Source organism: Cryobacterium sp. W22_MBD10_FK3, from assembly GCF_052113745.1.
Classification (GTDB): domain Bacteria; phylum Actinomycetota; class Actinomycetes; order Actinomycetales; family Microbacteriaceae; genus Cryobacterium.
Genome location: NZ_JBGQOH010000018.1, coordinates 50921 through 70377, shown reverse-complemented (window position 1 = coordinate 70377; position 19457 = coordinate 50921). Strand labels below are relative to the sequence as shown.

Below are 19457 nucleotides of genomic sequence, written 5' to 3'. Positions count from 1 at the left end.
GCCGGGATGCGCACCGAGCCGCCGCCGTCGCTGCCGGGCGCGAACGGCAGCATCCGGGCGGCCACGGCTACGGCGGCGCCGCCGCTGGACCCGCCGGCGCCGAGCGTGCGGTTCCAGGGGTTGCGGGCCGGCGGGCCGGCCAGGCTCTCGGTGTACGAGGGCAGGCCGAACTCGGGGGTGTTGGTCTTGCCCAGGCTGATGCCGCCGGCCTCATCGAGGGCCTGCACGAGCAGGTCGCTGGTCTCCGGCACGTTGTCGTGCATCAGCCGCGAGCCGAACCGGGCGGGCACGCCGGCGCGCAGTTGCAGGTCTTTGTCGGCGAACGGCAGTCCCCAGAGCGGCGCGGTCTTGGCCACCTCGGTCTCCACGAAGCGGGCCCTGGCCCTGGCGTTGTCGGCGGTCACCGTGACGAAGGCGCCCAGCTCCGGGTTCAGCCGCTCGATGCGGGCCAGGTAGTGCTCGGTGAGGTCGGAGGGGCTGATCTCGCCCCGCTGCAGGGAGCGCCACTGTTCGAGGGCGGTCAGTTCGAAGAGGTCGGCCATCCCCCGAGCCTAGCCAGTGGCATTCCACCCGACTGTTCCCGTTCCGGACGAATGGCCCCGGTGCGCCGGGACCATTTGTCTGCACGGGGACCAGTTGCGGCGACGAGGGCGCCGCGGCGGATGCTGGACCGGCGAAGGCCGGCCCGGGTAGCCTCGGAGAATGACCCGCACCCACACTGCCGCTCAGTACAACCCGATGGGTACGACGGCCCTGATCACCGGCGCCTCGAGCGGGCTCGGTGTGGGCTTCGCGCACGAGCTCGCGCGTCGCGGCGCCGACGTGGTGCTCACGGCCCGCCGGCTCGACAGGCTCGAGGCCCTCGCGGTGGACCTGGCCGAGAAGTACGGCACGGTGTCCACGGTGATGCCGCTCGACCTCGCCGAACCCGGTGCCGTCGCCGAGCTGGTGCGAAACCTCACCGAGCGCGACATCCGCGTGTCGACCCTGGTCAACAACGCCGGCTTCGGCCTCTTCGGCGGTCTGGTGGATGCGCCTGCGGACCGGGTGCACGACCAGGTCGCCGTGAACGTGGCGGCGCTCACCGACCTCACCCACGCCCTGCTGCCCGGCCTGCAGTCCGCGGCCCTCGCGCATCCGTACGGGGCGGCGCTGGTGAACGTGGCCAGCACGGCCGCGTTCCAACCGGTGCCGCGGCTGGCGGTGTACGCCGCCGCCAAGGCCTACGTGCTCAGCCTCACCGAGGCGCTCTGGTACGAGACTCGGGGCACCGGGCTCAAGGTCACCGCGCTCTGCCCCGGCCCCACCGAGACCGAGTTCTACGCCGTCGCCCGGCGCTCAGCCGCCGGGCCCCGGCGCCTGATGAGCGTGGACGAGGTGATGCGCGCGGCCTTCGCGGCGCTGGACGCTCCGCGCACTCCCCCGCACGTCGTGGCCGGCACGGGCAACCGGGTCACCGCCTGGCTGGCCGGTTCGGCGCCCCGGCGTGCCGTGGTGAGCGTGACCGGGCGGCTGTCGCGGCGCTGAGCCGGCGAAAGCAACAGGGCTACTTGAGGCTCTTCTGCAGCAGCACGGTGCCGAGCCAGCGTTCGAACTTGAAGCCGACCTTGCCCATGCGGCCGATCTCTTCGAAGCCGAAGTCCTGGTGCAGTTTGATCGACGCCTCAGCGCCCTGGTCGGCGATCACGGCGATGATCTCCTTGAGGCCGGCGGCCTTGGACCTCTCGATGAGTTCGGCCAGCAGCACCCGGCCCAGCCCCTTGCCCGTGGAGGCTGCACCGAGGTAGATCGAGTTCTCCACCGTGAACCTGTAGGCCTTCTTCTGCTTCCAGGGGCTCACCAGCGCGTAGCCGAGCAGCTGGCCGGCCGGCGACTCGGCCACGATGAAGGGCATGCCGAGCTTGGTCAGGTAGTGGAACTTGTCGCGCCACTCCGGAAGCGTCATCGCATCCTCGTCGAAGGTGACGGTGCTGTTGGCCACGTAGTAGTTGTAGATCTCCTGGATATCGGGCAGGTCGGTCTCCACGGCGTCGCGGAGCGCGTACTCGAACGGCGCCTCGGGCACCGGTGCCGGAGTCAGGTGACGTGGCAGCCGTCGTCGCGGCTGGTATTCCTCTTCTAACACCGGATGGGTCCTCTCGACATGCTTCAGATTACCGTCAGCGACCAGTCCACGGGCGCCGCGCCCTGCTGGGCCAGCAGCGTGTTCGCCCGGCTGAACGGCCGCGAGCCGGTGAAGCCGCGGCGGGCCGACAGCGGGCTCGGATGCGCCGAGACGATGGTGGGGGTGTCCCCCAGCAGCGGGCGCAGGTTCTCGGCGTCCTTGCCCCAGAGGATGGCGACCAGCGGGGTGCCGCGGCCGGCCAGCGCCCGGATGGCCTGTTCGGTCACGGCCTCCCAGCCGTGCCGCCGGTGTGAGCCGGCGGTGCCGGAGCGCACCGTGAGCACCCGGTTGAGCAGCAGCACGCCGTGCCTGGTCCACGGGGTGAGGTCGCCGGTGGCCGGGGTGGGCAGGCCGAGGTCGGTCTGCAGCTCGGCGAAGATGTTGCCGAGGCTCCGCGGCACCGGGCGCACGTCGGCGGCCACCGAGAAGGCCAGCCCCACCGGATGCCCGGGGGTCGGGTACGGGTCCTGGCCCACGATGAGCACCCGCACGTCGTCGAACGGCTGCCGGAAGGCGCGCAGGATGTGCTCGGGCGCCGGCAGCACCTGCTCGCCGGCCGCCGCGTGCGCCCGCACGAAGGCGAGCGGGCCGGCGAACGGGGCGAGGGCGCTGACGTCCACCGGCGCATCCGACGAGCCGGGCAGGCCGAAGGCCCTGGCCCAGCCGGGGTCGATCAGCGCCGGCACCGGGGCGGGCTCGGTCATCCGGCTCAGGCGCCGAAGGTGCTCACCAGCACCCCGCCCTCGGATTCGCTGACGGTCCAGACGCTGCCGGCGCCGGCCACGCCCAGGGTGCCCTGGCCCACGATCAGCACGGTGCCCTCGTCCACGGCCAGGCCGCCGCGAATCAGTCCCGCCTCGGTGGCAGCGACCATGCGGCTCAGGGTGCCCCACTGGGCCACGTGCACGTCCACGGTCACATCGAGCAGGCCGATGCCGTTCTCGATGGTGATCTCGTCCAGACCCTCGGAGGCGGCCTCGGGGCTCACCGGCACACCGCCGATGCGCCAGCCGCCGAGCAGGGCGCGTTCGGCGGCGATCATGGCGCCGGCCGAGAAGCCGAGGTACGGGATGCCGGCGGCCACCTGGCGGCGAATCTCGCCGGCGATGGGCGCAACGGCCGTGAGGTAGGCGGGGGTGAGGCCGCCGCCGATGACGATGCCGTCGGCATCCTGCACGGCCAGCAGGGTCGCCAGTCCGTCGAGGCCCAGCGTGGTGATGACGGGTTCGAGGGGGCCGGCGGCCTCGAGCCCGGCGACGAGCTGGGCGGCGTGGGCGTCGCCGTCGCCGTCCCGCACGACGATGATCGCGATGCGCGGGTCGGTGCGGCCGGCGGCGCCGGCGCGGAGGGTGGCTTCGGCCAGGAACGGGCCGTACACGGCCGCATCGGTGGTCGTGTCGTTTTCGGGGGCCCAGCCGCCGCCGACGAGGTGGATGCTCATGCGTCCAGGACCTGGGTCAGCGGGGTGGCGGTCACGGGCGGCAGCGCCGACCACGGGAACACGATCCAGTCGTCGGTCTCGCGCCAGGTGAAGTCGGGCACGTGAACGGTGCGCGGCTTGGTGTAGAGCGTAGCCGTGCGCACCTCGCCGGCCGACTCCTTGAGGATGCCGACCACGAGGGCGAGGGTGTGCCCGGAGTCGGAGACGTCGTCGACCAGCAGCACCCGGAGGCCCGCCAGCGCGGGCGCGTCGAGCATCGGGCCGGACAACACCGGCTCGGGCAGGCGCTCATCGATGCCGGAGTAGAACTCCACGTTGATGGATCCGCAGTTCTTGGTGCCGAGAGCGTAGGAGATCGCGCCGGCCAGCAGCAGTCCGCCACGCGCGATGGCGATGACCACGTCGGGCTGGAACCCGCTCGCCAGCACCGTGGACGCCAGCGACCTGGCGGCGTCGGCGAAGTCGGTCCACGCCAGCACCTCGCGGGGAGGGTCGACGGCGGCAGGGGGCTCGGTGTGCTGGTCCAGTTGCATTTGTCAATGGTAGAACCTCGCGCGCCCGCCGTGCGCGGACGAAGGGCCCGGTTCCGTGCCGGTTCCGCAGACCCGCCCCGGTTGCAGCAGAATTGACCCATGATCACACTGCACCAGGATGCCGACGGCTTCGTCCGCATGAACCGGCACTTCCCCAGCAAGACCCCCCTCACGATCGTCTTCAGCGACGGCACGACAGGCGAGTACACCGGGGCACGCCTCAACGAGCTGTACGACGCGGCCCTGGCCACCTTCCGCGCCGAGAACCGCCTCGACGCCAAGGGCTTCTCCCGCGCTCCGGCCAAGACCGTGCACCCCACCAACAACGTGGAGTTCGTGCCCGTCACGGCCGGGATGCCCGCCTGACCGAGACGTGAGCGCCCTGCCGTACAGCGCCGAGGTCGAGATCGTGTTGCTGCTGGCGTCGGCCGTGCACCGCTACGAGGGCCGGCCGGCCGACGGGCCGCTGCCCGCGGTCGGCGCGGAGAGCCACACCAGCGTTCGGGTGCGGGCGGGCCTGGGCATCGTGGGCGACCGTCACTTCGGCAAGCCCGCGCACCGGCAGGCCTCGGTCACGGTGATGAACGCCGACGTGCTCGACAAAGTGGCGGATGACCTCGGGCTGCCGCGCACCCTGGACCCGGCCGCCACCCGGCGGAACATCCTGCTGCGGGCGGTGGACGGCGCGGTGGATATTGACTCGTTGCGCGGCGCCACCTTCTCCCTGGACAGCGGCGACGGCCCGGTCGAGTTCCTGGCGCACCGGCCGGCGAACCCGTGCGCTTGGATGGACGTGGTGCTCGCTCCCGGCGCGCACCGAGCCCTGCGCGGGCGCGGCGGCATGCGCTGCGAACCGCTGACCGACGGGGTGCTGCGGCTCGGGCGTGCCCGGCTGCAGAGCAGCATCCCGTTTACGGGTGCCGAACCGCCTGGCCGGCCAGCACGGCCCGGTAACCCTCCCGGTAGCTCGGGTAGCTGAAGCTGAACCCGGTCTCGAGGATGCGCCGGTTGCTCACCCGCTTGTCGCCGCCGCGGCGGCTGCCGGTCTCGACGATCTCGGGTTCCTGCAGGCCGAGTTCGGCGGCGAGGAAGGCCAGCACCTCGGCGGCCGGCACCGGTGTCGAGTCCACGCCGAGGTAGAGCGGGTCGGGCGCCTTCGCGCGACAGAGCAGATGCACGATCATCGCGGCGGCGTCGTCGCGGTGGATCCGGTTGGTCAGGCGGTCGCGCGCGGCCAGGGTGGCGCGGCCCGCGCGCACCTGGTCGATCAGCCGTTCCCGCCCGGGGCCGTAGATGCCGCCCAGCCGCAGCACGACCGCCGAGGGAATCCGGCTGCGCAACAGCTGCTCGGCCTCGAGCAGGATCGCATCGGTGCCCGGCCCGGGGTTCGCCGGTGTCTCTTCGTCGACGGTGCTGCCGTCATTCACGTCGTAGACCGCGGTGGAGGACACCATCAGGAACCGCCGCGGAGTGACCTGGGCGGCATCGAGGGCGTCGAGAAGGTTCGCCAGGCCCGTCACGTACGCCGCCCGGTACACGGCCGGGTCGGGGTTGCCCGCGGCGATGGCCACGATCACGAGGTCGGTGTCCGCGGGCACCTCCGGCCGCTGGCGGCTGAGGTCAACGGACTGCCCGGTCAGGGCGGCCGGGAGCAGGCCGGCATTGCGGCGGAGGCCGACCACGTTCTGGCCGAGCGCCACCAGGCGCAACCCCACCTCGGTGCCGAGGTCGCCGCATCCAGCTATCAGTACAGTCATGCTCCCAGTATGGAGCTAGAGCGCGTCGCCGTCCTCCGCGGCCGGCACGTGCCGTTCCGGGGTGCCGTTGTAGAACGACAACGGCCGGATCAGGGCGTTCGCGGCCCGTTGCTCCATGATGTGCGCGGTCCAGCCGGTCACCCGCGCCGCGGCGAAGATGGGGGTGAAGGTGGCGGTGTCGAACCCCATCAGGTGGTACGCCGGCCCGGACGGGTAGTCCAGGTTGGGCAGGATGCCGGTGCGCTTGGCCATGCCGTCGGCCAACGATTCGTAGAGCTCGAGCAGGTCGGGGCGGTTGTAGTGCTCGATCAAGGTGAGCAGCGCCGCGTGCATGGTGGGCACCCTGGAGTCGCCGTGCTTGTAGACCCGGTGGCCGAAGCCCATCACCTTGCGCTTGTGCGCGAGGGTGTCGTCGAGCCAGTGTTCGGCGCGCTCGGCCGAGCCGTCGCCCAGGCCGATCTCGCTGAAGATGTGCATCACGGCCTCGTTGGCGCCGCCGTGCAGCGCACCCTTGAGGGCCCCGATCGCCCCGGTCACGGCCGAGTACAGGTCGGAGAGGGTGGAGGTGATCACCCGGGCGGTGAAGGTGGACGCGTTGAAGGAGTGCTCCGCGTACATGATCATCGACACGTCGAAGGCCTCGACCACCGCGAGTTCCTGCACCTCGCCGAAGGTCATGTAGAGGAAATTGGCCGAGTAGCCCAGGTCGTCCCGCGGTTCGACGAGCTCGAGGCCGTGCCGGCGGCGCTGGTCGTACGACACGATGGCGGGCAATTGCGCGAACAGGCGCAACGACTTCGCCAGGTTCGATTCCACCGATGCGTCGGGGGTGCTCAGGTCGTTCGCGCCGATCACGCTCACCGCGGTGCGCACCACGTCCATCGGGTCGGCGGAGGTGGGGATCTCGTCGATCACCCGGCGCACCGAGTGGTCCAGGCGGCGGAGCGCCCGCTCGGCCACCTCGAATTCGGCCAGCTGGGCCTCGGTGGGCAGCTCGCCGTTCCAGAGCAGGTAGGCGACCTCCTCGAAGCTCTTCTGGGCGGCCAGCTCCTGCACCGGGTAGCCGCGGTAGAGCAGTGAGTTGGAGTCGGGGTTGACCCTGGACACCGCCGTCGTGTCTGCCACCACTCCGGCCAGGCCGCGGTGGATCTCCGGTGCGGCCGGCTGGTGCACCGCGGGCGGGTTGATGGGCTGGTTGATGGTCATTTCGCTCCCTTGCGTCCTGATGAAGTAGCCGTGCTGGTCGTGCTGTTGTGGTGCTGGGCTAGCCGTCGTGACCGCTCAGAGTGAAGTTGAAAATCCCGGAATCGAAGCGATTGTAAGCCTCGTAGTCCAGCAGCTGATAGAGCTCGGCGCGGGTTTGCATCGTCGGCAGCGCACTGGTCAGCGAGCCTTCAGCGATGATCGTGTCCAGGCCCCGTTCGGCCGCGCCCATCGCCAGCCGCAACAGCGAGACCGGGAAGATCACGAGGTTGACGCCCACGTCGGCGAGCTGCTCGACCCTGAAGAGCTCGCTCTTGCCGAATTCGGTCATGTTGGCCAGGATCGGCACCTGCACGGCCGCGCGGATCGCCTCGAATTCGGCCAGGGTGCCCATGGCCTCGGGGAAGATCGCGTCGGCGCCGGCGTCGACCAGGGCCTTGGCCCGGTCGATCGCGGCAGCCAGGCCGTCGACGGCGCGGATGTCGGTGCGCGCCATGATCAGCAGGTTCGGGTCGCGCCGGGCGTCCACGGCGGCGCGGATGCGCTTGAGGGCCGTGTCGGTGTCGACCACCTGCTTGCCGTCCAGGTGCCCGCAGCGCTTGGGGTTCACCTGGTCCTCGATGTGGAGGCCCGCCACGCCGGCATCCTCGAGGGTCTGCACGGTGCGGGCCACGTTCATCGGTTCGCCGAAGCCGGTGTCGGCGTCCACCAGGGTGGGCAGGTCGGTCATCCGAGAGATCTGCTGGCTGCGCCCGGCCACCTCGGTGAGGGTGGTCAGGCCGATGTCGGGCAGGCCGAGGTCGGCGGCGAGCACGGCGCCGGAGATGTAGACGCCCTCGAAGCCCTTCTGCTGGATCATCCGGGCGGAGAGCGGGTTGAAGGCGCCGGGGAAGCGCAGCAGGCTGCCGCCTTCGAGGTCGGCGCGGAGCGTGGCGCGCTTGGCGGCGGGGGTGAGACCGGAGTAGAGCATCAGAAGATTCCGTTCAGGCTGGGCAGGGGGTCGAAGAGGCCGGGGCGGGCCATCAGGGTGAGGCCGCCCAGCTCGGCGGCGGAGAGGTCAGGCAAGCGCTGCGCCAGGTCGAGGAACCTCTCGATCTCCGGGCTCTCCAGGGCGTCGGCGGCGAGCAGCCGGAACTTTTTGACGTAGTCGGCCCGCTCGAACGGGCGGGCGCCGAGCGGATGCGCATCCGCCACGGCCAGCTCGTCGACCACGCGGCTGCCGTCGGTGAGGAGGATCTCGACCCGGCCGCCGAACGCCTTCTCGGCGGGGTCGCTGGAGTGGTACCGGCGGGTCCACTCGGCGTCCTCGCTCGTGGTCACGGTGTTCCACAGGGCCACGGTGTCGGCGCGCCGGGCCCGCTGGGGCCGGTAGGACTCGTCGTGGTGCCAACTGCCGTCCTGCAGCGCGACGGTGAAGATGTACGGCACCGAGTGGTCCAGGGTCTCCCGGCTGGCCCGCGGGTCGTACTTCTGCGGGTCGTTGGCGCCGGAGCCGATCACGTTGTGGGTGTGGTGTGAGGTGTGGATGACGATGCTCCGGATGGCTCCGGGGGCCAGGATTTCGGGGTGCTCACGGTGCAGCTTCCTGGCCAGGTCGATGAGCGCCTGGGCCTGGTACTCGGCGGAGTGCTCCTTGGTGAAGCTGTCCAGGATCGCGCGTTTGGGCTCGCCGGCGGCCGGCAGCGAGACGTCGTATTGGGCTTGTGGCCCGTCGAGCAGCCAGGCGATCACACCGTCTTCGCCCTCGTAGATCGGGGTGGGGCTGGTCTGGCCGCGCATGGCCCGGTCCACGGCCTCGACGGCCATCTTGCCGGCGAACGCGGGCGCGTAGGCCTTCCAACTGGAGATCTCGCCCTTGCGGGACTGCCGGGTGGCCGTGGTGGTGTGCAGGGCCTGGCCGATGGCCTGAAAAATGGTGTCGGGGCTAAGGCCGAGCAGGGTGCCGATGCCGGCGGCGGCCGACGGGCCGAGGTGGGCGACGTGGTCGATCTTGTGCCTGTGCAGGCTGATCGAGCGGGCCAGGTCGATCTGCACCTCGTAGCCGGTCGCGATGCCGCGCACCAGCGCGGCGCCGGTGAGGCCGCGGGCGGTGGCCAGGTGCTGTGCCACGGAGACCAGCGGCGGGATGTTGTCGCCCGGGTGCGAGTACTCGGCGGCCAGGAAGGTGTCGTGGTAGTCGAGCTCCCGCACGGCCACGCCGTTGGCCCAGGCCGCCCATTCCGGCGACACGCGGCGACCGCTGGGCGGGCCGAAGACCGTGGCGCCGTCGCCGCCGCTCGAGCGGGGATGCGCCAGCGCCTGCGACCGGGCCGCCGCGACGGGGTCGCGGGTGAGCGAGGCCGCGGCGACGGCGGCGTTGTCGATGACCCGGTTGATGATCATCTCGGTGACGGCATCGTCGACAGCGACCGGGTCGGCCGCGCAGGCGGCGAGCTTCCAGGCCAGCTGTTCGGTACGGGCGGGGCTGGTCTCGCTGGGGTGCACGCGCACGTGGGTTGTCTGCACTGGATGGTCCTCTCGGTCGGGTGGGTCAGGGTGTCGTCTGGGTCGGCCCGAGCACGGCGAGCACGCTCACCAGGCTGAGGTGCAGGTGCACGTGGGTGGCGTGCGCGGCGAGCGCCGTATCCCCGTCGATGATCGCGTCGAGGATCAGCAGGTGCTCGGCCGCCGCCTGGCGCAGGCGCGCCTTGTTGCCCCTGGCGACCCGGCGGATGCGGGCCAGGTGGGTGCGCACGGTGTCGAGGGCGCCCACGAGGAAGGGGTTGTCGACGGCGGCGTCGATGGCGGCGTCGAATTCGTCGATGAGGGCGTAGTAGCGGTGGATGCCGTCCTCGCCCGCCTCGAGCAGCGCGGGCGCCTGCACGAACCGTTCGCGCAGCATCCCGAACGCCGATCGGTCGGCGCCGCGGGCGGCCAGGGCGGCGGCCCGCTCTTCGAGGGCCTCGCGCAGCTCGTACAGGTCATTGACGGACTCGACCGACATCTCGGTCACCGAGAAGCCCCGGCCGCTGCGGCCGGCCACGAGGCCGTCCGCTACCAGCCTGGCCACGGCCGAGCGCAGCGGGGTGCGGGACACCCCGAGCCTGGCGGCCTGTTCCACCTCGAGAAGCACGGTGCCGGCCGGCAGGATGCCGTCCAGGATCTCGTCGCGGAGCACCCGGTAGGCCCGGTCGCTCGCCCGCTCCGGCGCGGGCCTCGGGGTCTCTGTATACACAAGAGAATTCTATTCCCCTATTGCGCCGTTTGTGCCAGACTACCCGCACCCCGACCGCGCCCTGTGTATACATGAGGCCCTCACTGGAGAGATCCACCGACCAACAGTTGCCGCCGTTTCATCAGCTATCCCATTTCACCGGAGCAAAGGAGCCCCCATGAAGGAATCACTGAAAGACACCAGGCCGGAGGACTCGATCGACTATGTCGCCTTCGAGACCACCGACCGTTTCGTCAATTTGCAACGCCGGCGCCGGAGGTTCGTGGTGCCGATGGCCGTGTTCTTCCTGGTCTGGTACTTCGCGTTCGTGCTGGTGGCCGCCTACCTGCCCGACGTGATGGCCCGGCCGGTCCTCGGCAGCATCAACCTGGGTCTGGTGCTGGGCCTCGGCCAGTTCGTCACGACGTTCGCCATCACCATCTGGTACGTTGCGTTCTCCAACCGGGTGCTCGACCCCCTGGGCGCCGAACTGCGCGCCGAGCTCGAGCAGAATGCCGCCGCATGAGCGCCGTGGGCACGAGCCTCGGCGCCGTCGCCGCCGCGGTCGAGCAGGCCGCGGTCGAGCAGGCCGCGGTCGAACAGGCGGAGACCAACCCGGTCCTGAACATCTCGATCTTCCTGGCCTTCGTGGCCGTCACCCTGGTGATCGTGATCCGGGCCGGCCGCAACAACCGCACCGCCGCCGACTACTACACCGGCGGCCGCTCCTTCACCGGGCCGCAGAACGGCTTCGCCATCGCCGGCGACTACCTCTCGGCGGCGTCGTTCCTCGGCATCGTCGGCGCCATCGCCGTGAACGGCTACGACGGGTTCCTCTACTCGATCGGCTTCCTGGTGGCCTGGCTGGTGGCCCTGCTGCTGGTGGCCGAGCTGATGCGCAACACCGGCAAGTTCACCATGGCGGATGTGCTCTCCTTCCGGCTGGCCCAACGGCCGGTGCGCGTCGCCGCCGCCACCACCACCCTGGCGGTGTGCTTCTTCTACCTGCTCGCCCAGATGGCCGGCGCCGGCGGGCTCGTCTCGCTGCTGCTGGGCATCAACGACAAGCTCGGCCAGTCCATCGTGGTCACCGTGGTCGGCGGCCTGATGATCATGTACGTGCTGATCGGCGGCATGAAGGGCACCACCTGGGTGCAGATCGTCAAGGCGTTCCTGCTGATCATCGGCGCGGGTGCCATGACGGTGTGGGTGCTGGTGATCAACGGGTTCAACCTGTCCACCCTGCTCGATGCCGCCGTCGCCAACGCGGTGGTCTCCCCGGCCGAGTCGATCCTTGCGCCCGGCCTGCAGTACGGCGGCAACCCGCTGGACTTCATCTCGCTGGCCATCGCGCTGGTGCTGGGCACCGCCGGCCTGCCGCACGTGCTGATGCGCTTCTACACGGTACCCACCGCCAGGGAAGCCCGCCGTTCGGTGGTCTGGGCGATCTTCCTGATCGGCGCGTTCTACCTGTTCACCCTGGTGCTCGGCTTCGGCGCCGCGGCCCTGGTGGGCGCAGACACCATCCTCGCCTCCCCCGGCGGGGTGAACTCGGCGGCGCCGCTGCTGTCGCTGGCGCTCGGCGGGCCGCTGCTGCTGGGCTTCATCTCGGCGATCGCGTTCGCCACCATCCTCGCCGTGGTGGCCGGTCTCACCATCACCGCGGCCACCTCGTTCGCGCACGATATCTACGCGAGCGTCATCAAGAAGGGCAAGGGCGACCCCGACGGCGAGGTCAAGATCGCCCGGCGCACCGTCGTGGTGATCGGCATCCTCGCCATCGCCGGCGGCATCGGCGTGCAGGGGCAGAACATCGCCTTCCTGGTGGCGCTGGCCTTCGCCGTCGCGGCGAGCGCCAACCTGCCCACCATCCTGTACTCGCTGTTCTGGCGCGGGTTCACCACCCGTGGTGCGCTCTGGAGCATGTACGGCGGCCTGGGTTCGGCGATCCTGCTGATCGTGTTCTCGCCGGTGTTCTCCGGCACGCCCACCTCGATGTTCGGTGCGGGCGTGGACTTCGCGATCTACCCGCTGAACAACCCGGGCATCATCTCGATCCCGCTGGGCTTCTTCCTCGGCTGGCTCGGCTCGGTCACCTCGACCCGCCGAGAGGACCCGAAGCTGGCCGCCGAGATGGCGGTGCGCTCCCTCACCGGCTTCGGCGCCGAGAAGGCGAGCGAGCACTAACCATGCCTGACTGTTCCCCGCATGGACAAGTGCACCCGGTGTGCCGGGACCAGTTGTCCGTGCGGGGAACAGTTGCGCGGTTGGGTCAGCCGCGCGGGGTGAGCGGGCCGCGCGCGACCAGGTGCGGGGCGGCCTGCGCGACGGGCTTGACCACGAGCAGGTCCACGTTCACGTGTGCGGGCAGTTCCACGGCGGCCACGATGGTGGCGGCGATGTCCTCGGCCACGAGCGGGTGCGGCACGTTCTCGTAGGCGGCCTTGGCCTTGTCCGCGTCGCCGTCGAAGCGCACCAGGCCGAATTCCTCGGTCTGCACCATGCCGGGCGCGATCTCGATCACGCGGATCGGTTCGCCGTTCAGCTCGAGGCGCAGCACCTCGGTCATGGCGTGCGCGGCGAACTTGGCCGCGTTGTAGCCGCCCCCGCCGAGGTACGCCGTGTGTCCGGCGATCGAGGTGATGTTGACGATGTCGGCGGATGCGGCGGCGCCGGCCGCGACATCCGTCTGGCCGAGCGACGCCCGCAGCAACGGCAGCACCGCACTGGTGACCCGCTTCAGCGCGAGCACGTTGATCTCGAACATCCAGGCCCAGTCCTCGATCGACCCGGCCTCCACCGAGTCGAGCCCCTTGGCGCCGCCGGCGTTGTTCACTAGGGCGTGCACCGGGCCGGATGCGGCGAGGAAGTCCCGCAGCGCGTCCACGTCGGCCTGCACCGTGAGGTCGGCCGGGAACACCGTCGCGCCGGTCTCCTCGGCGAGCGCCTGCAGCCGGTCCGCCCGGCGGGCCACGCCCACCACATCCCAGCCGTGCTCGCGGAACAGGCGCACTGTGGCCGCCCCGATTCCGCTGCTCGCACCGGTGACCACGACTCTTTTTTTGCCCATTGCCCTATTCTGCCCGGAGAATGGACCCGATGAGTTCGCCGACCGAGACCCCGCACCACACCGGCCCGCACAAGCCCAAGCGCCGCGTTCCGCTGTGGGACAACGCCCGCTGGATAGCGATCACCCTCATGGTGATCGGCCACGCCATCCTCAAGCTGATCGGCGAATCGGATACTGCCTACGGCGTCTACCTGTTCATCTACGCGTTCCACGTGCCGGTGTTCGTGGCCGTGAGCGGGTATTTCGCCAAGTCGGGGCCGCCGGGGCCTCGGCAGATGCACCGGCTGATCACCGATGTCGTCTTCCCGTACCTCATCTTCGAGAGCATCTGGACGCTGATCGGCTGGGCGCTCAGCGGCACCCTGCAGGTCGACTACTCGGCGCCGTCCTGGACCCTGTGGTTCCTGATCGCGCTCGCGATCTGGCGGGTGCTGCTGCCCTACCTGGTGCTGATGCGCTACCCGCTGTTGATCAGCATCGCGATCTCGGTCGGCGCCGGTTACGTCGGCGACATCGACAGCACCTTCTCGCTCTCGCGCACGCTGGGGCTGCTGCCGTTCTTCGTGTTCGGCTGGAAGCTGCGCCAGTGGCCGCTCACGGCGCGCTGGATGCACCTGCACCCTGCCGCGGTCTGGCGCTGGCGGTCCGGGGCGATCGCGCTGTTCGGCGCCCTCGCCCTCACCATCACGGCCAACATCGTCGGTGTGCGAGACCTGCGGCTCCGCAGCTTCACCCTCTACGACGAGGCCTACTGGCAGTTCGGCTACGACCAGTTCTGGGCCGGCGTGGTGCGGCTCGGTCTCATGATGGCGTCGTTCGCGTTCATCCTGGCCTTTTTGATGCTGATGCCCCGCCGGGCCACCTGGTTCACGCCGTTGGGCGCCGCGACCATGTACATCTACCTGCTGCACACCTTCCTGCTCTACCCGCTGCGCGAGACCGGGGTGCTCGAGGGTCCGCAGCCGGCCTGGGTGCTCCCGGCCATCATCCTGCTGGCCATCCTCATCTCGGTGCTCCTGTCGTTGCCCGTGGTGAAGCGCATCTTCCGGCCGCTGGTGGAACCGAGGCTGCGCTGGCTGTTCCGGCAGGAGCCGTCGACCCACACGGGCACCATCGTGCTGCCGCACGGGCCGGGCCGCTGAACCGCACGACATGACGTAGTGTGTCGCGCACCGTTGTCGCCCCGCGCACCCCTGCCTATGGTTGCTGCAGAGAGGCGGAGCGTCTGGTTCCGCCGCTGTCGATTCCTCGGGCTTGCCGGCTCGAGCACGAACAGGGAGACCGACCCATGAGCGATTCCGCAGACTGGAAGTTCGAAACCAAGCAGGTCCACTCCGGGGCCCGCCCCGACCCCGTGACCAACGCACGGGCCACGCCGATCTACCAGACCACCTCCTACGTCTTCAACAACGCCGAGCATGCCCAGAATCTGTTCGCGCTGGCCGAATTCGGCAACATCTACACCCGCATCCAGAACCCGACCCAGGCCGTGGTCGAGGAGCGCGTCGCCGCCCTCGAGGGCGGCACCGGCGCCCTGCTCGTGGCCAGCGGCCAGGCCGCGTCGACCTTCGCCGTGCTCAACATCGCCCAGGCCGGCGACCACATCGTGTCGTCCAGCTCCATCTACGGGGGCACGTACAACCTCTTCAAGTACACCCTCAAGAAGCTCGGCATCGAGACCACCTTCGTCGAAGACCAGGACGACGCCGCCGAGTGGGCCCGCGCGGTGCGGCCCAACACCAAGCTGTTCTTCGCCGAGACCATCGGCAACCCCAAGATCAACGTGCTCGACATCGCACTCGTCGCCGAGGTCGCCCACACCAACGGGGTGCCGCTGATCGTGGACAACACCATCGCGACGCCGTACCTGATCCGCCCGTTCGAGCACGGCGCCGACATCGTCGTGCACTCCGCCACCAAGTTCCTCGGCGGTCACGGCACCATCATCGGCGGCGTCGTCGTGGACGGCGGCCTGTTCAAGTGGTCCGACAACGTGGAGAAGTTCCCCGGCCTGACCGAACCCGACCCGTCCTACCACGGCGCCAGCTACACCACGGCGGTCGGCGACGGCCTCGCCTTCATCATCAAGGCCCGCGTGCAGCTGCTGCGCGACCTCGGCAGCGCCATCGCCCCGGCGAGCGCCTGGCAGCTCATCCAGGGCATCGAGACGCTGAGCCTCCGCATCGAGAGGCACGTGGCCAACGCGCAGACCATCGCGGAGTTCCTCGAGAACCACCCCGACATCGCGTCGGTCAATTACGCCGGGCTGCCGTCCAGCCCCTGGTACGCGGCGGCCAACAAGTACGCCCCGCTGGGCGTTGGCGCTGTGCTCTCGTTCGAGCTCAAGGGCGGGGTGGATGCCGGGCGCGCGCTGGTGGACAACCTCAGCCTGTTCAGCCACCTGGCCAACATCGGCGATGTGCGCTCCCTCGTGATCCACCCGGCGTCGACCACCCACGCCCAGCTCACCCCGGAGCAGCAGCTCACCGCTGGCGTGACCCCGGGTCTGGTGCGCCTGTCGCTCGGCATCGAGAATGTCGTCGACCTGCAGGCCGATCTGGAGGCCGGTCTGGCCGCCGCACGGGCCGTGGTCGTCGCGTCCCGCGCAAACGCGTAGCCGGCTGCCTGCCTCAGCACGGGGCGTAACAATCACCCGGCCCGGGTCGACATTGACCACAATGGAGCCGTATGGAATGGCAATACTCCGCGGACACCGTCCCGTCCAGCCTCGTCACCGACGCGCAGGCGCGCTCCCTCCTGGGCAAGCCGCCCGTGACGGGCGCCTGGCGGGACGGTGACCCCGTCGGCCGCCGCCGCTTCACCGACATCGGCGCCCTGGACCTCGAAGCCGGCGGTCGCCTGCCCGCGGTGCGAATCGCCTACGAGACCTGGGGCGAGCTCTCCCCGGCCGGCGACAACGCCGTGCTGGTGGTGCACGCGCTCACCGGGGACAGCCATGTCGCCGGGCCGTCGGAGCCCGGGCATCCGACCGCCGGCTGGTGGAGCGGCATCGTCGGCCCCGGTCTGGCGATCGACACCGACCGCTGGTTCGTGGTGGCGCCGAACATGCTCGGCGGTTGCCAGGGCAGCACCGGACCCGCCTCCCTCGCCCCGGACGGCTCGGAGTGGGGCCCCCGCTTCCCGTACCTGACCATCCGGGACCAGGTGGCCGCGCAGGTGGCCTTCAGCGACCGGATCGGGGTGGCGAGCTGGGCCGCGATAATCGGCGGCTCCATGGGCGGCATGCACGTGCTGGAGTGGGGCATCGACCACCCCGACCGGGTGGCCAGGCTGGGCATCCTGGCCGCCCCGCCGGTCACGACGGCCGATCAGATCGCCCTCAACTCCGTGCAGGTCGAGGCGATCCGCACGGACCCGCTCTTCCGCGGCGGCGACTACTACGACGCAGACGCCGGCGACGGCCCGAGCCGGGGCCTGGCCCTCGCCCGGCGGATGGCGCTCTTGAACTACCGCAGTCCGTCTGAACTCAACCTGCGCTTCGAGCGCGGCTGGCAGAGCGACATCACCCCGCTGGGCGGGCACGGTCGCTTCGCCGTGGAGTCCTACCTCGACTTCCACGGCAACAAATTCACCCGCCGGTTCGACGCGAACAGCTACATCACCCTGGTCGAGGCGATGAACTCCCACGACGTCGGCCGGGGCAGGGGCGGCGTCGATGCCGCACTGGCCCTGGTCACCGCCCGCACGCTCGTGGTCGGCATCGACAGCGACAGGCTGTTCCCCCTCGACGGGCAACGCGCCATCGCGGCCGGGCTCGGCGGCGTTCCCGTCGTCATCGAGTCCGGGTACGGCCACGACGGGTTCCTCATCGAGTACGAGGCCGTCGGCCGGCAGTTGCGGCGGCTGTTGGAGGGTTGACACCCGGTCGGTTCGGGAGAACTGTGACTGCCATGAAACCCGGTCCCCTCATCATGCTGCTGATCGGCACGGTCCTCGCGCTGATCGGAATCGGGCTGACGGCCACGGGCATCGTCGCCGGGGTCGCCGCCGCGGCTCAGGGCGAAAACGGGTACTTCTCCACCCGCACGGTGCCCCTGATCGCGAACTCCTACGCCTTGACCAGTCCGACGCTCGGGCCGGTCACCACCACTGGAACCACACCGCCGCTGAATTTCGACGTCGCCCGGATCCGGTTGGAAGCGACCGGCGCCAACAACGCCGAGGTGTTCATCGGCATCGCGCCGCGCGAGGATGTCGACGCCTACCTGGAGAACGTGGCCCACACCGAGGTGCGCGGCATCGAGTCCACGCCGTTCCGGGTGCGGTACGGCGACATCGCCGGGTCCAACCGCCCCGCCCCGCCCGCCGCGCAGGATTTCTGGACGGTCTCGGCGGCGGGTCCGGGCAGCCAGGACATCACCTGGCCGGTGCAGCCGGGCTCCTGGGCCGTCGTGGTGATGAACGCCGACGGCAGCAGCCCCGTCGCCGTCGAGGTCAGCGCTGGGGTGCGGTCTGGGCTGCTGGCACCCGCGGCGGTCGCCCTGCTGCTGACCGGCATCCTCAGCCTCGTGATCGGGCTGATTCTGGTCATCCTCGGCGTGATCGGCCTCGGCCGGAACGGACCGGCCCCCTCGAGCCGCAGCGGATCGACGCCGGCAGGCGGGGCGGCACGTCAGCCCGGTGCCGACCCGGATGCGCCCGGCGCCGACTACCCGGCCCGGCTGAACGGGCGGCTCGATCCCGGCGTCTCCAGAGCGCTCTGGCTGGTGAAGTGGATTCTGGTGATCCCGCACGTCATCGTGTTGTTCTTCCTCTGGTTCGGGTTCTGGATCGGCACCATCGTGGCCGGGTTCGCCATCCTGTTCACCGGTCGGTACCCGCGCTCCATCTTCAACTACAGCGTCGGCGTGCTGCGCTGGAACTGGCGGGTGGGGTTCTACTCCTATTCGGCGCTCGGCACCGACAGGTACCCGCCATTCACCCTCGCCGCCACCGACTATCCGGCGGACCTCGAGGTGGACTATCCCGACCGGCTCTCGCACGGCCTGGTGCTGGTCAAGTGGTGGTTGCTGGTGATTCCGCACCTGTTCATCGTGGCGATCATCACCGGGGGCAGCTGGGGCTGGACGACAACCGGCAACAGCGGCTGGGGCCCGGCCGCCGGCACCGGAATCTCGCTCCTGGGCATCCTGATTGTCATCGCCGCCGTGATCCTGCTCTTCAGCGGGCGGTACCGGCACGGCATCTTTGACCTGGTCATCGGCCTCAACCGCTGGGTGTACAGGGTGATCGCCTACGCCGCGCTGATGCGCGACGAGTATCCCCCGTTCCGGCTCGACCAGGGCCCGGTCGATCCCGGCACCGGTGTCCCCGCGTCTGTGACCACCGTCGCGCCTGCCCCCGCTGCGCCCCATGACGGTAGATAGAGGCGTTCCTCCACGGCCCCGCGTCGCACCCGATCCCGCCGACAGGTTTCTGCGCAATTGGCTGCTCTGGGTCACCCTCGGCGAAAGCGTGGGCTTTCTCGCCCCGGCACTCGCGCAGCTGGCCTTCGCGGGTGCGCCCGTCGCGGCCCCCGCGTTGATCCTGGCGGGCGCGGCGGAGGGAGCCGTGCTCGGCTGGACGCAGGCCACCGTGCTCCGCAGCCGGCTGCCGGCGCTGTCCCGCCGCCGCTGGGTCGGGGCCACGGCGATCGGTGCCGCCCTGGCCTGGTTCATCGGCCTGTTGCCCGCCGAGTGGGCCGATGTCTGGCAGCGCTGGCCGGTGTCGGCGCAACTGGTCGCCGGGACCGTGGCCGCGACGGTGCTGCTGTCTGCCCTCGGTGTGGCCCAATGGTTCGAGCTGCGGCGACACCTCCGGCGAGCCGTCTGGTGGATCGTCGGCAGCGCCGTGGGCTGGTGCGCCGGGCTCGCCGTCTTCTTCGCCGTCGCCACTCCGCTCTGGCAGCCGGGCCAGCCGGGGGCCCTCGTCCTCCTGATCGGCGTTCTCGCGGGCGTGCTCATGGCCCTCACCATGTCCCTGGTCACCGGCCTGGTTCTGCTCAGACTTCTGGGCGACCACGGAAAGTCCTAGTCATCAGCCGTAAAACCCTCTCCTGGGCCGATAAGGTGCAGTGAGAGCACTCATGAGGAGTCC

21 protein-coding genes are annotated in these 19457 nt (G+C 70.3%); 10 read left to right on the top strand and 11 right to left on the bottom strand.

Annotated features, from left to right (window positions below; translation table 11 throughout):
- Positions 1–542 (bottom strand): amidase family protein (locus tag ACEN2M_RS14950; protein WP_441648932.1); only part of this gene is annotated, 542 nt, incomplete at its 3' end.
- Positions 543–702: 160 nt separating this feature from the next.
- On the opposite strand from ACEN2M_RS14950, the gene ACEN2M_RS14945 reads away from it, so the two are divergent.
- Positions 703–1527 (top strand): SDR family NAD(P)-dependent oxidoreductase, encoded by an 825-nt coding sequence (locus ACEN2M_RS14945; protein WP_441648931.1) that lies wholly within the window; start codon positions 703–705, stop codon positions 1525–1527.
- 19 nt (positions 1528–1546) lie between these two features.
- Here the strand turns inward: ACEN2M_RS14945 and ACEN2M_RS14940 are convergent, their stop codons facing one another.
- The 4 genes from ACEN2M_RS14940 to ACEN2M_RS14925 are packed head-to-tail and all read right to left on the bottom strand — an operon-like array spanning position 1547 to position 4138.
- Positions 1547–2125, bottom strand: a complete 579-nt coding sequence (locus tag ACEN2M_RS14940; RefSeq protein WP_441648930.1) for a GNAT family N-acetyltransferase — start codon at positions 2123–2125, stop codon at positions 1547–1549.
- A gap of 23 nt (positions 2126–2148) precedes the next feature.
- Positions 2149–2868 (bottom strand): uracil-DNA glycosylase, encoded by a 720-nt coding sequence (locus ACEN2M_RS14935; RefSeq protein WP_441648929.1) that lies wholly within the window; start codon positions 2866–2868, stop codon positions 2149–2151.
- A 5-nt stretch (positions 2869–2873) separates the two neighbouring features.
- A complete protein-coding gene (locus ACEN2M_RS14930; protein WP_441648928.1) occupies positions 2874–3605 on the bottom strand; it encodes a Type 1 glutamine amidotransferase-like domain-containing protein in 732 nt (243 codons plus the stop codon).
- Positions 3602–4138 carry a phosphoribosyltransferase gene (locus ACEN2M_RS14925; protein ID WP_441648927.1) on the bottom strand — a complete coding sequence of 179 codons (537 nt, stop codon included), beginning with the start codon at positions 4136–4138 and terminating at the stop codon, positions 3602–3604. The genes ACEN2M_RS14930 and ACEN2M_RS14925 overlap by 4 nt, the downstream gene beginning before the upstream one ends.
- A 99-nt stretch (positions 4139–4237) precedes the next feature.
- Between ACEN2M_RS14925 and ACEN2M_RS14920 the strand changes: the two genes are divergently transcribed.
- Positions 4238–4504: a hypothetical protein gene (locus tag ACEN2M_RS14920; protein ID WP_441648926.1), complete on the top strand. Its 267-nt coding sequence runs from the start codon at positions 4238–4240 to the stop codon at positions 4502–4504.
- Between the two features lie 7 nt (positions 4505–4511).
- Positions 4512–5117 carry a molybdenum cofactor biosysynthesis protein gene (locus tag ACEN2M_RS14915; RefSeq protein WP_441648925.1) on the top strand — a complete coding sequence of 202 codons (606 nt, stop codon included), beginning with the start codon at positions 4512–4514 and terminating at the stop codon, positions 5115–5117.
- On the opposite strand, the gene ACEN2M_RS14910 is transcribed toward ACEN2M_RS14915, so the two are convergent.
- The 5 genes from ACEN2M_RS14910 to ACEN2M_RS14890 are packed head-to-tail and all read right to left on the bottom strand — an operon-like array spanning position 5050 to position 10312.
- Positions 5050–5895: an NAD(P)H-binding protein gene (locus ACEN2M_RS14910; protein WP_441648924.1), complete on the bottom strand. Its 846-nt coding sequence runs from the start codon at positions 5893–5895 to the stop codon at positions 5050–5052. The two genes, ACEN2M_RS14915 and ACEN2M_RS14910, sit on opposite strands and share 68 nt — an antisense overlap.
- Positions 5896–5910: 15 nt before the next feature.
- Complete coding sequence (locus tag ACEN2M_RS14905) at positions 5911–7101, bottom strand: bifunctional 2-methylcitrate synthase/citrate synthase (protein ID WP_441648923.1); 1191 nt, start codon at positions 7099–7101, stop codon at positions 5911–5913.
- A 58-nt stretch (positions 7102–7159) separates the two neighbouring features.
- Positions 7160–8068 carry a methylisocitrate lyase gene (prpB, locus tag ACEN2M_RS14900; RefSeq protein ID WP_441648922.1) on the bottom strand — a complete coding sequence of 303 codons (909 nt, stop codon included), beginning with the start codon at positions 8066–8068 and terminating at the stop codon, positions 7160–7162.
- Positions 8068–9603 carry an MmgE/PrpD family protein gene (locus ACEN2M_RS14895; RefSeq protein WP_441648921.1) on the bottom strand — a complete coding sequence of 512 codons (1536 nt, stop codon included), beginning with the start codon at positions 9601–9603 and terminating at the stop codon, positions 8068–8070. Before ACEN2M_RS14895 ends, prpB begins: the two co-directional genes overlap by 1 nt.
- 25 nt (positions 9604–9628) lie before the next feature.
- Positions 9629–10312, bottom strand: a complete 684-nt coding sequence (locus ACEN2M_RS14890; RefSeq protein ID WP_441648920.1) for a GntR family transcriptional regulator — start codon at positions 10310–10312, stop codon at positions 9629–9631.
- 157 nt (positions 10313–10469) lie between these two features.
- Here ACEN2M_RS14890 and ACEN2M_RS14885 point away from each other — a divergent pair, with 157 nt between their 5' ends.
- Together ACEN2M_RS14885 and ACEN2M_RS14880 are read left to right on the top strand one after the other, a co-directional pair.
- Positions 10470–10817 carry a DUF485 domain-containing protein gene (locus ACEN2M_RS14885; RefSeq protein WP_441648919.1) on the top strand — a complete coding sequence of 116 codons (348 nt, stop codon included), beginning with the start codon at positions 10470–10472 and terminating at the stop codon, positions 10815–10817.
- Positions 10814–12478: a solute symporter family protein gene (locus ACEN2M_RS14880; protein ID WP_441648918.1), complete on the top strand. Its 1665-nt coding sequence runs from the start codon at positions 10814–10816 to the stop codon at positions 12476–12478. Before ACEN2M_RS14885 ends, ACEN2M_RS14880 begins: the two co-directional genes overlap by 4 nt.
- Positions 12479–12563: 85 nt before the next feature.
- Here the strand turns inward: ACEN2M_RS14880 and ACEN2M_RS14875 are convergent, their stop codons facing one another.
- Positions 12564–13361, bottom strand: coding sequence for an SDR family NAD(P)-dependent oxidoreductase (locus ACEN2M_RS14875; RefSeq protein ID WP_441648917.1), 798 nt, complete (start codon positions 13359–13361; stop codon positions 12564–12566).
- 29 nt (positions 13362–13390) lie between these two features.
- On the opposite strand from ACEN2M_RS14875, the gene ACEN2M_RS14870 reads away from it, so the two are divergent.
- The 5 genes from ACEN2M_RS14870 (at position 13391) to ACEN2M_RS14850 (ending at position 19394) form a co-directional block, all read left to right on the top strand.
- On the top strand, positions 13391–14503 hold the full coding sequence (locus ACEN2M_RS14870) for an acyltransferase family protein (protein WP_441648916.1): 1113 nt from the start codon (positions 13391–13393) through the stop codon (positions 14501–14503).
- Positions 14504–14649: 146 nt separating this feature from the next.
- On the top strand, positions 14650–15978 hold the full coding sequence (locus ACEN2M_RS14865) for a bifunctional o-acetylhomoserine/o-acetylserine sulfhydrylase (RefSeq protein WP_441648915.1): 1329 nt from the start codon (positions 14650–14652) through the stop codon (positions 15976–15978).
- A 71-nt stretch (positions 15979–16049) separates the two neighbouring features.
- Positions 16050–17240, top strand: coding sequence for a homoserine O-acetyltransferase MetX (gene metX / locus ACEN2M_RS14860; protein WP_441648914.1), 1191 nt, complete (start codon positions 16050–16052; stop codon positions 17238–17240).
- Between the two features lie 32 nt (positions 17241–17272).
- Positions 17273–18748, top strand: coding sequence for a DUF4389 domain-containing protein (locus ACEN2M_RS14855; protein WP_441648913.1), 1476 nt, complete (start codon positions 17273–17275; stop codon positions 18746–18748).
- Entirely contained in the window at positions 18735–19394 is a 660-nt protein-coding gene (locus ACEN2M_RS14850) for a hypothetical protein (RefSeq protein ID WP_441648912.1), read from the top strand. Before ACEN2M_RS14855 ends, ACEN2M_RS14850 begins: the two co-directional genes overlap by 14 nt.
- Positions 19395–19457: the final 63 nt, after the last annotated feature.

Bases quoted from the DNA above. Each gene is read 5' to 3' on its own strand.
- ACEN2M_RS14850 (WP_441648912.1), top strand. From the start codon at position 18,735: ATGACGGTAGATAGAGGCGTTCCTCCACGGCCCCGCGTCGCACCCGAT.
- ACEN2M_RS14870 (WP_441648916.1), top strand. From the start codon at position 13,391: ATGAGTTCGCCGACCGAGACCCCGCACCACACCGGCCCGCACAAGCCC.
- ACEN2M_RS14910 (WP_441648924.1), bottom strand. From the start codon at position 5,895: ATGACTGTACTGATAGCTGGATGCGGCGACCTCGGCACCGAGGTGGGG.
- ACEN2M_RS14875 (WP_441648917.1), bottom strand. From the start codon at position 13,361: ATGGGCAAAAAAAGAGTCGTGGTCACCGGTGCGAGCAGCGGAATCGGG.
- ACEN2M_RS14925 (WP_441648927.1), bottom strand. From the start codon at position 4,138: ATGCAACTGGACCAGCACACCGAGCCCCCTGCCGCCGTCGACCCTCCC.
- ACEN2M_RS14930 (WP_441648928.1), bottom strand. From the start codon at position 3,605: ATGAGCATCCACCTCGTCGGCGGCGGCTGGGCCCCCGAAAACGACACG.
- ACEN2M_RS14885 (WP_441648919.1), top strand. From the start codon at position 10,470: ATGAAGGAATCACTGAAAGACACCAGGCCGGAGGACTCGATCGACTAT.
- ACEN2M_RS14920 (WP_441648926.1), top strand. From the start codon at position 4,238: ATGATCACACTGCACCAGGATGCCGACGGCTTCGTCCGCATGAACCGG.
- ACEN2M_RS14855 (WP_441648913.1), top strand. From the start codon at position 17,273: ATGAAACCCGGTCCCCTCATCATGCTGCTGATCGGCACGGTCCTCGCG.
- ACEN2M_RS14865 (WP_441648915.1), top strand. From the start codon at position 14,650: ATGAGCGATTCCGCAGACTGGAAGTTCGAAACCAAGCAGGTCCACTCC.
- ACEN2M_RS14945 (WP_441648931.1), top strand. From the start codon at position 703: ATGACCCGCACCCACACTGCCGCTCAGTACAACCCGATGGGTACGACG.
- ACEN2M_RS14935 (WP_441648929.1), bottom strand. From the start codon at position 2,868: ATGACCGAGCCCGCCCCGGTGCCGGCGCTGATCGACCCCGGCTGGGCC.
- ACEN2M_RS14880 (WP_441648918.1), top strand. From the start codon at position 10,814: ATGAGCGCCGTGGGCACGAGCCTCGGCGCCGTCGCCGCCGCGGTCGAG.
- metX (WP_441648914.1), top strand. From the start codon at position 16,050: ATGGAATGGCAATACTCCGCGGACACCGTCCCGTCCAGCCTCGTCACC.
- ACEN2M_RS14905 (WP_441648923.1), bottom strand. From the start codon at position 7,101: ATGACCATCAACCAGCCCATCAACCCGCCCGCGGTGCACCAGCCGGCC.
- prpB (WP_441648922.1), bottom strand. From the start codon at position 8,068: ATGCTCTACTCCGGTCTCACCCCCGCCGCCAAGCGCGCCACGCTCCGC.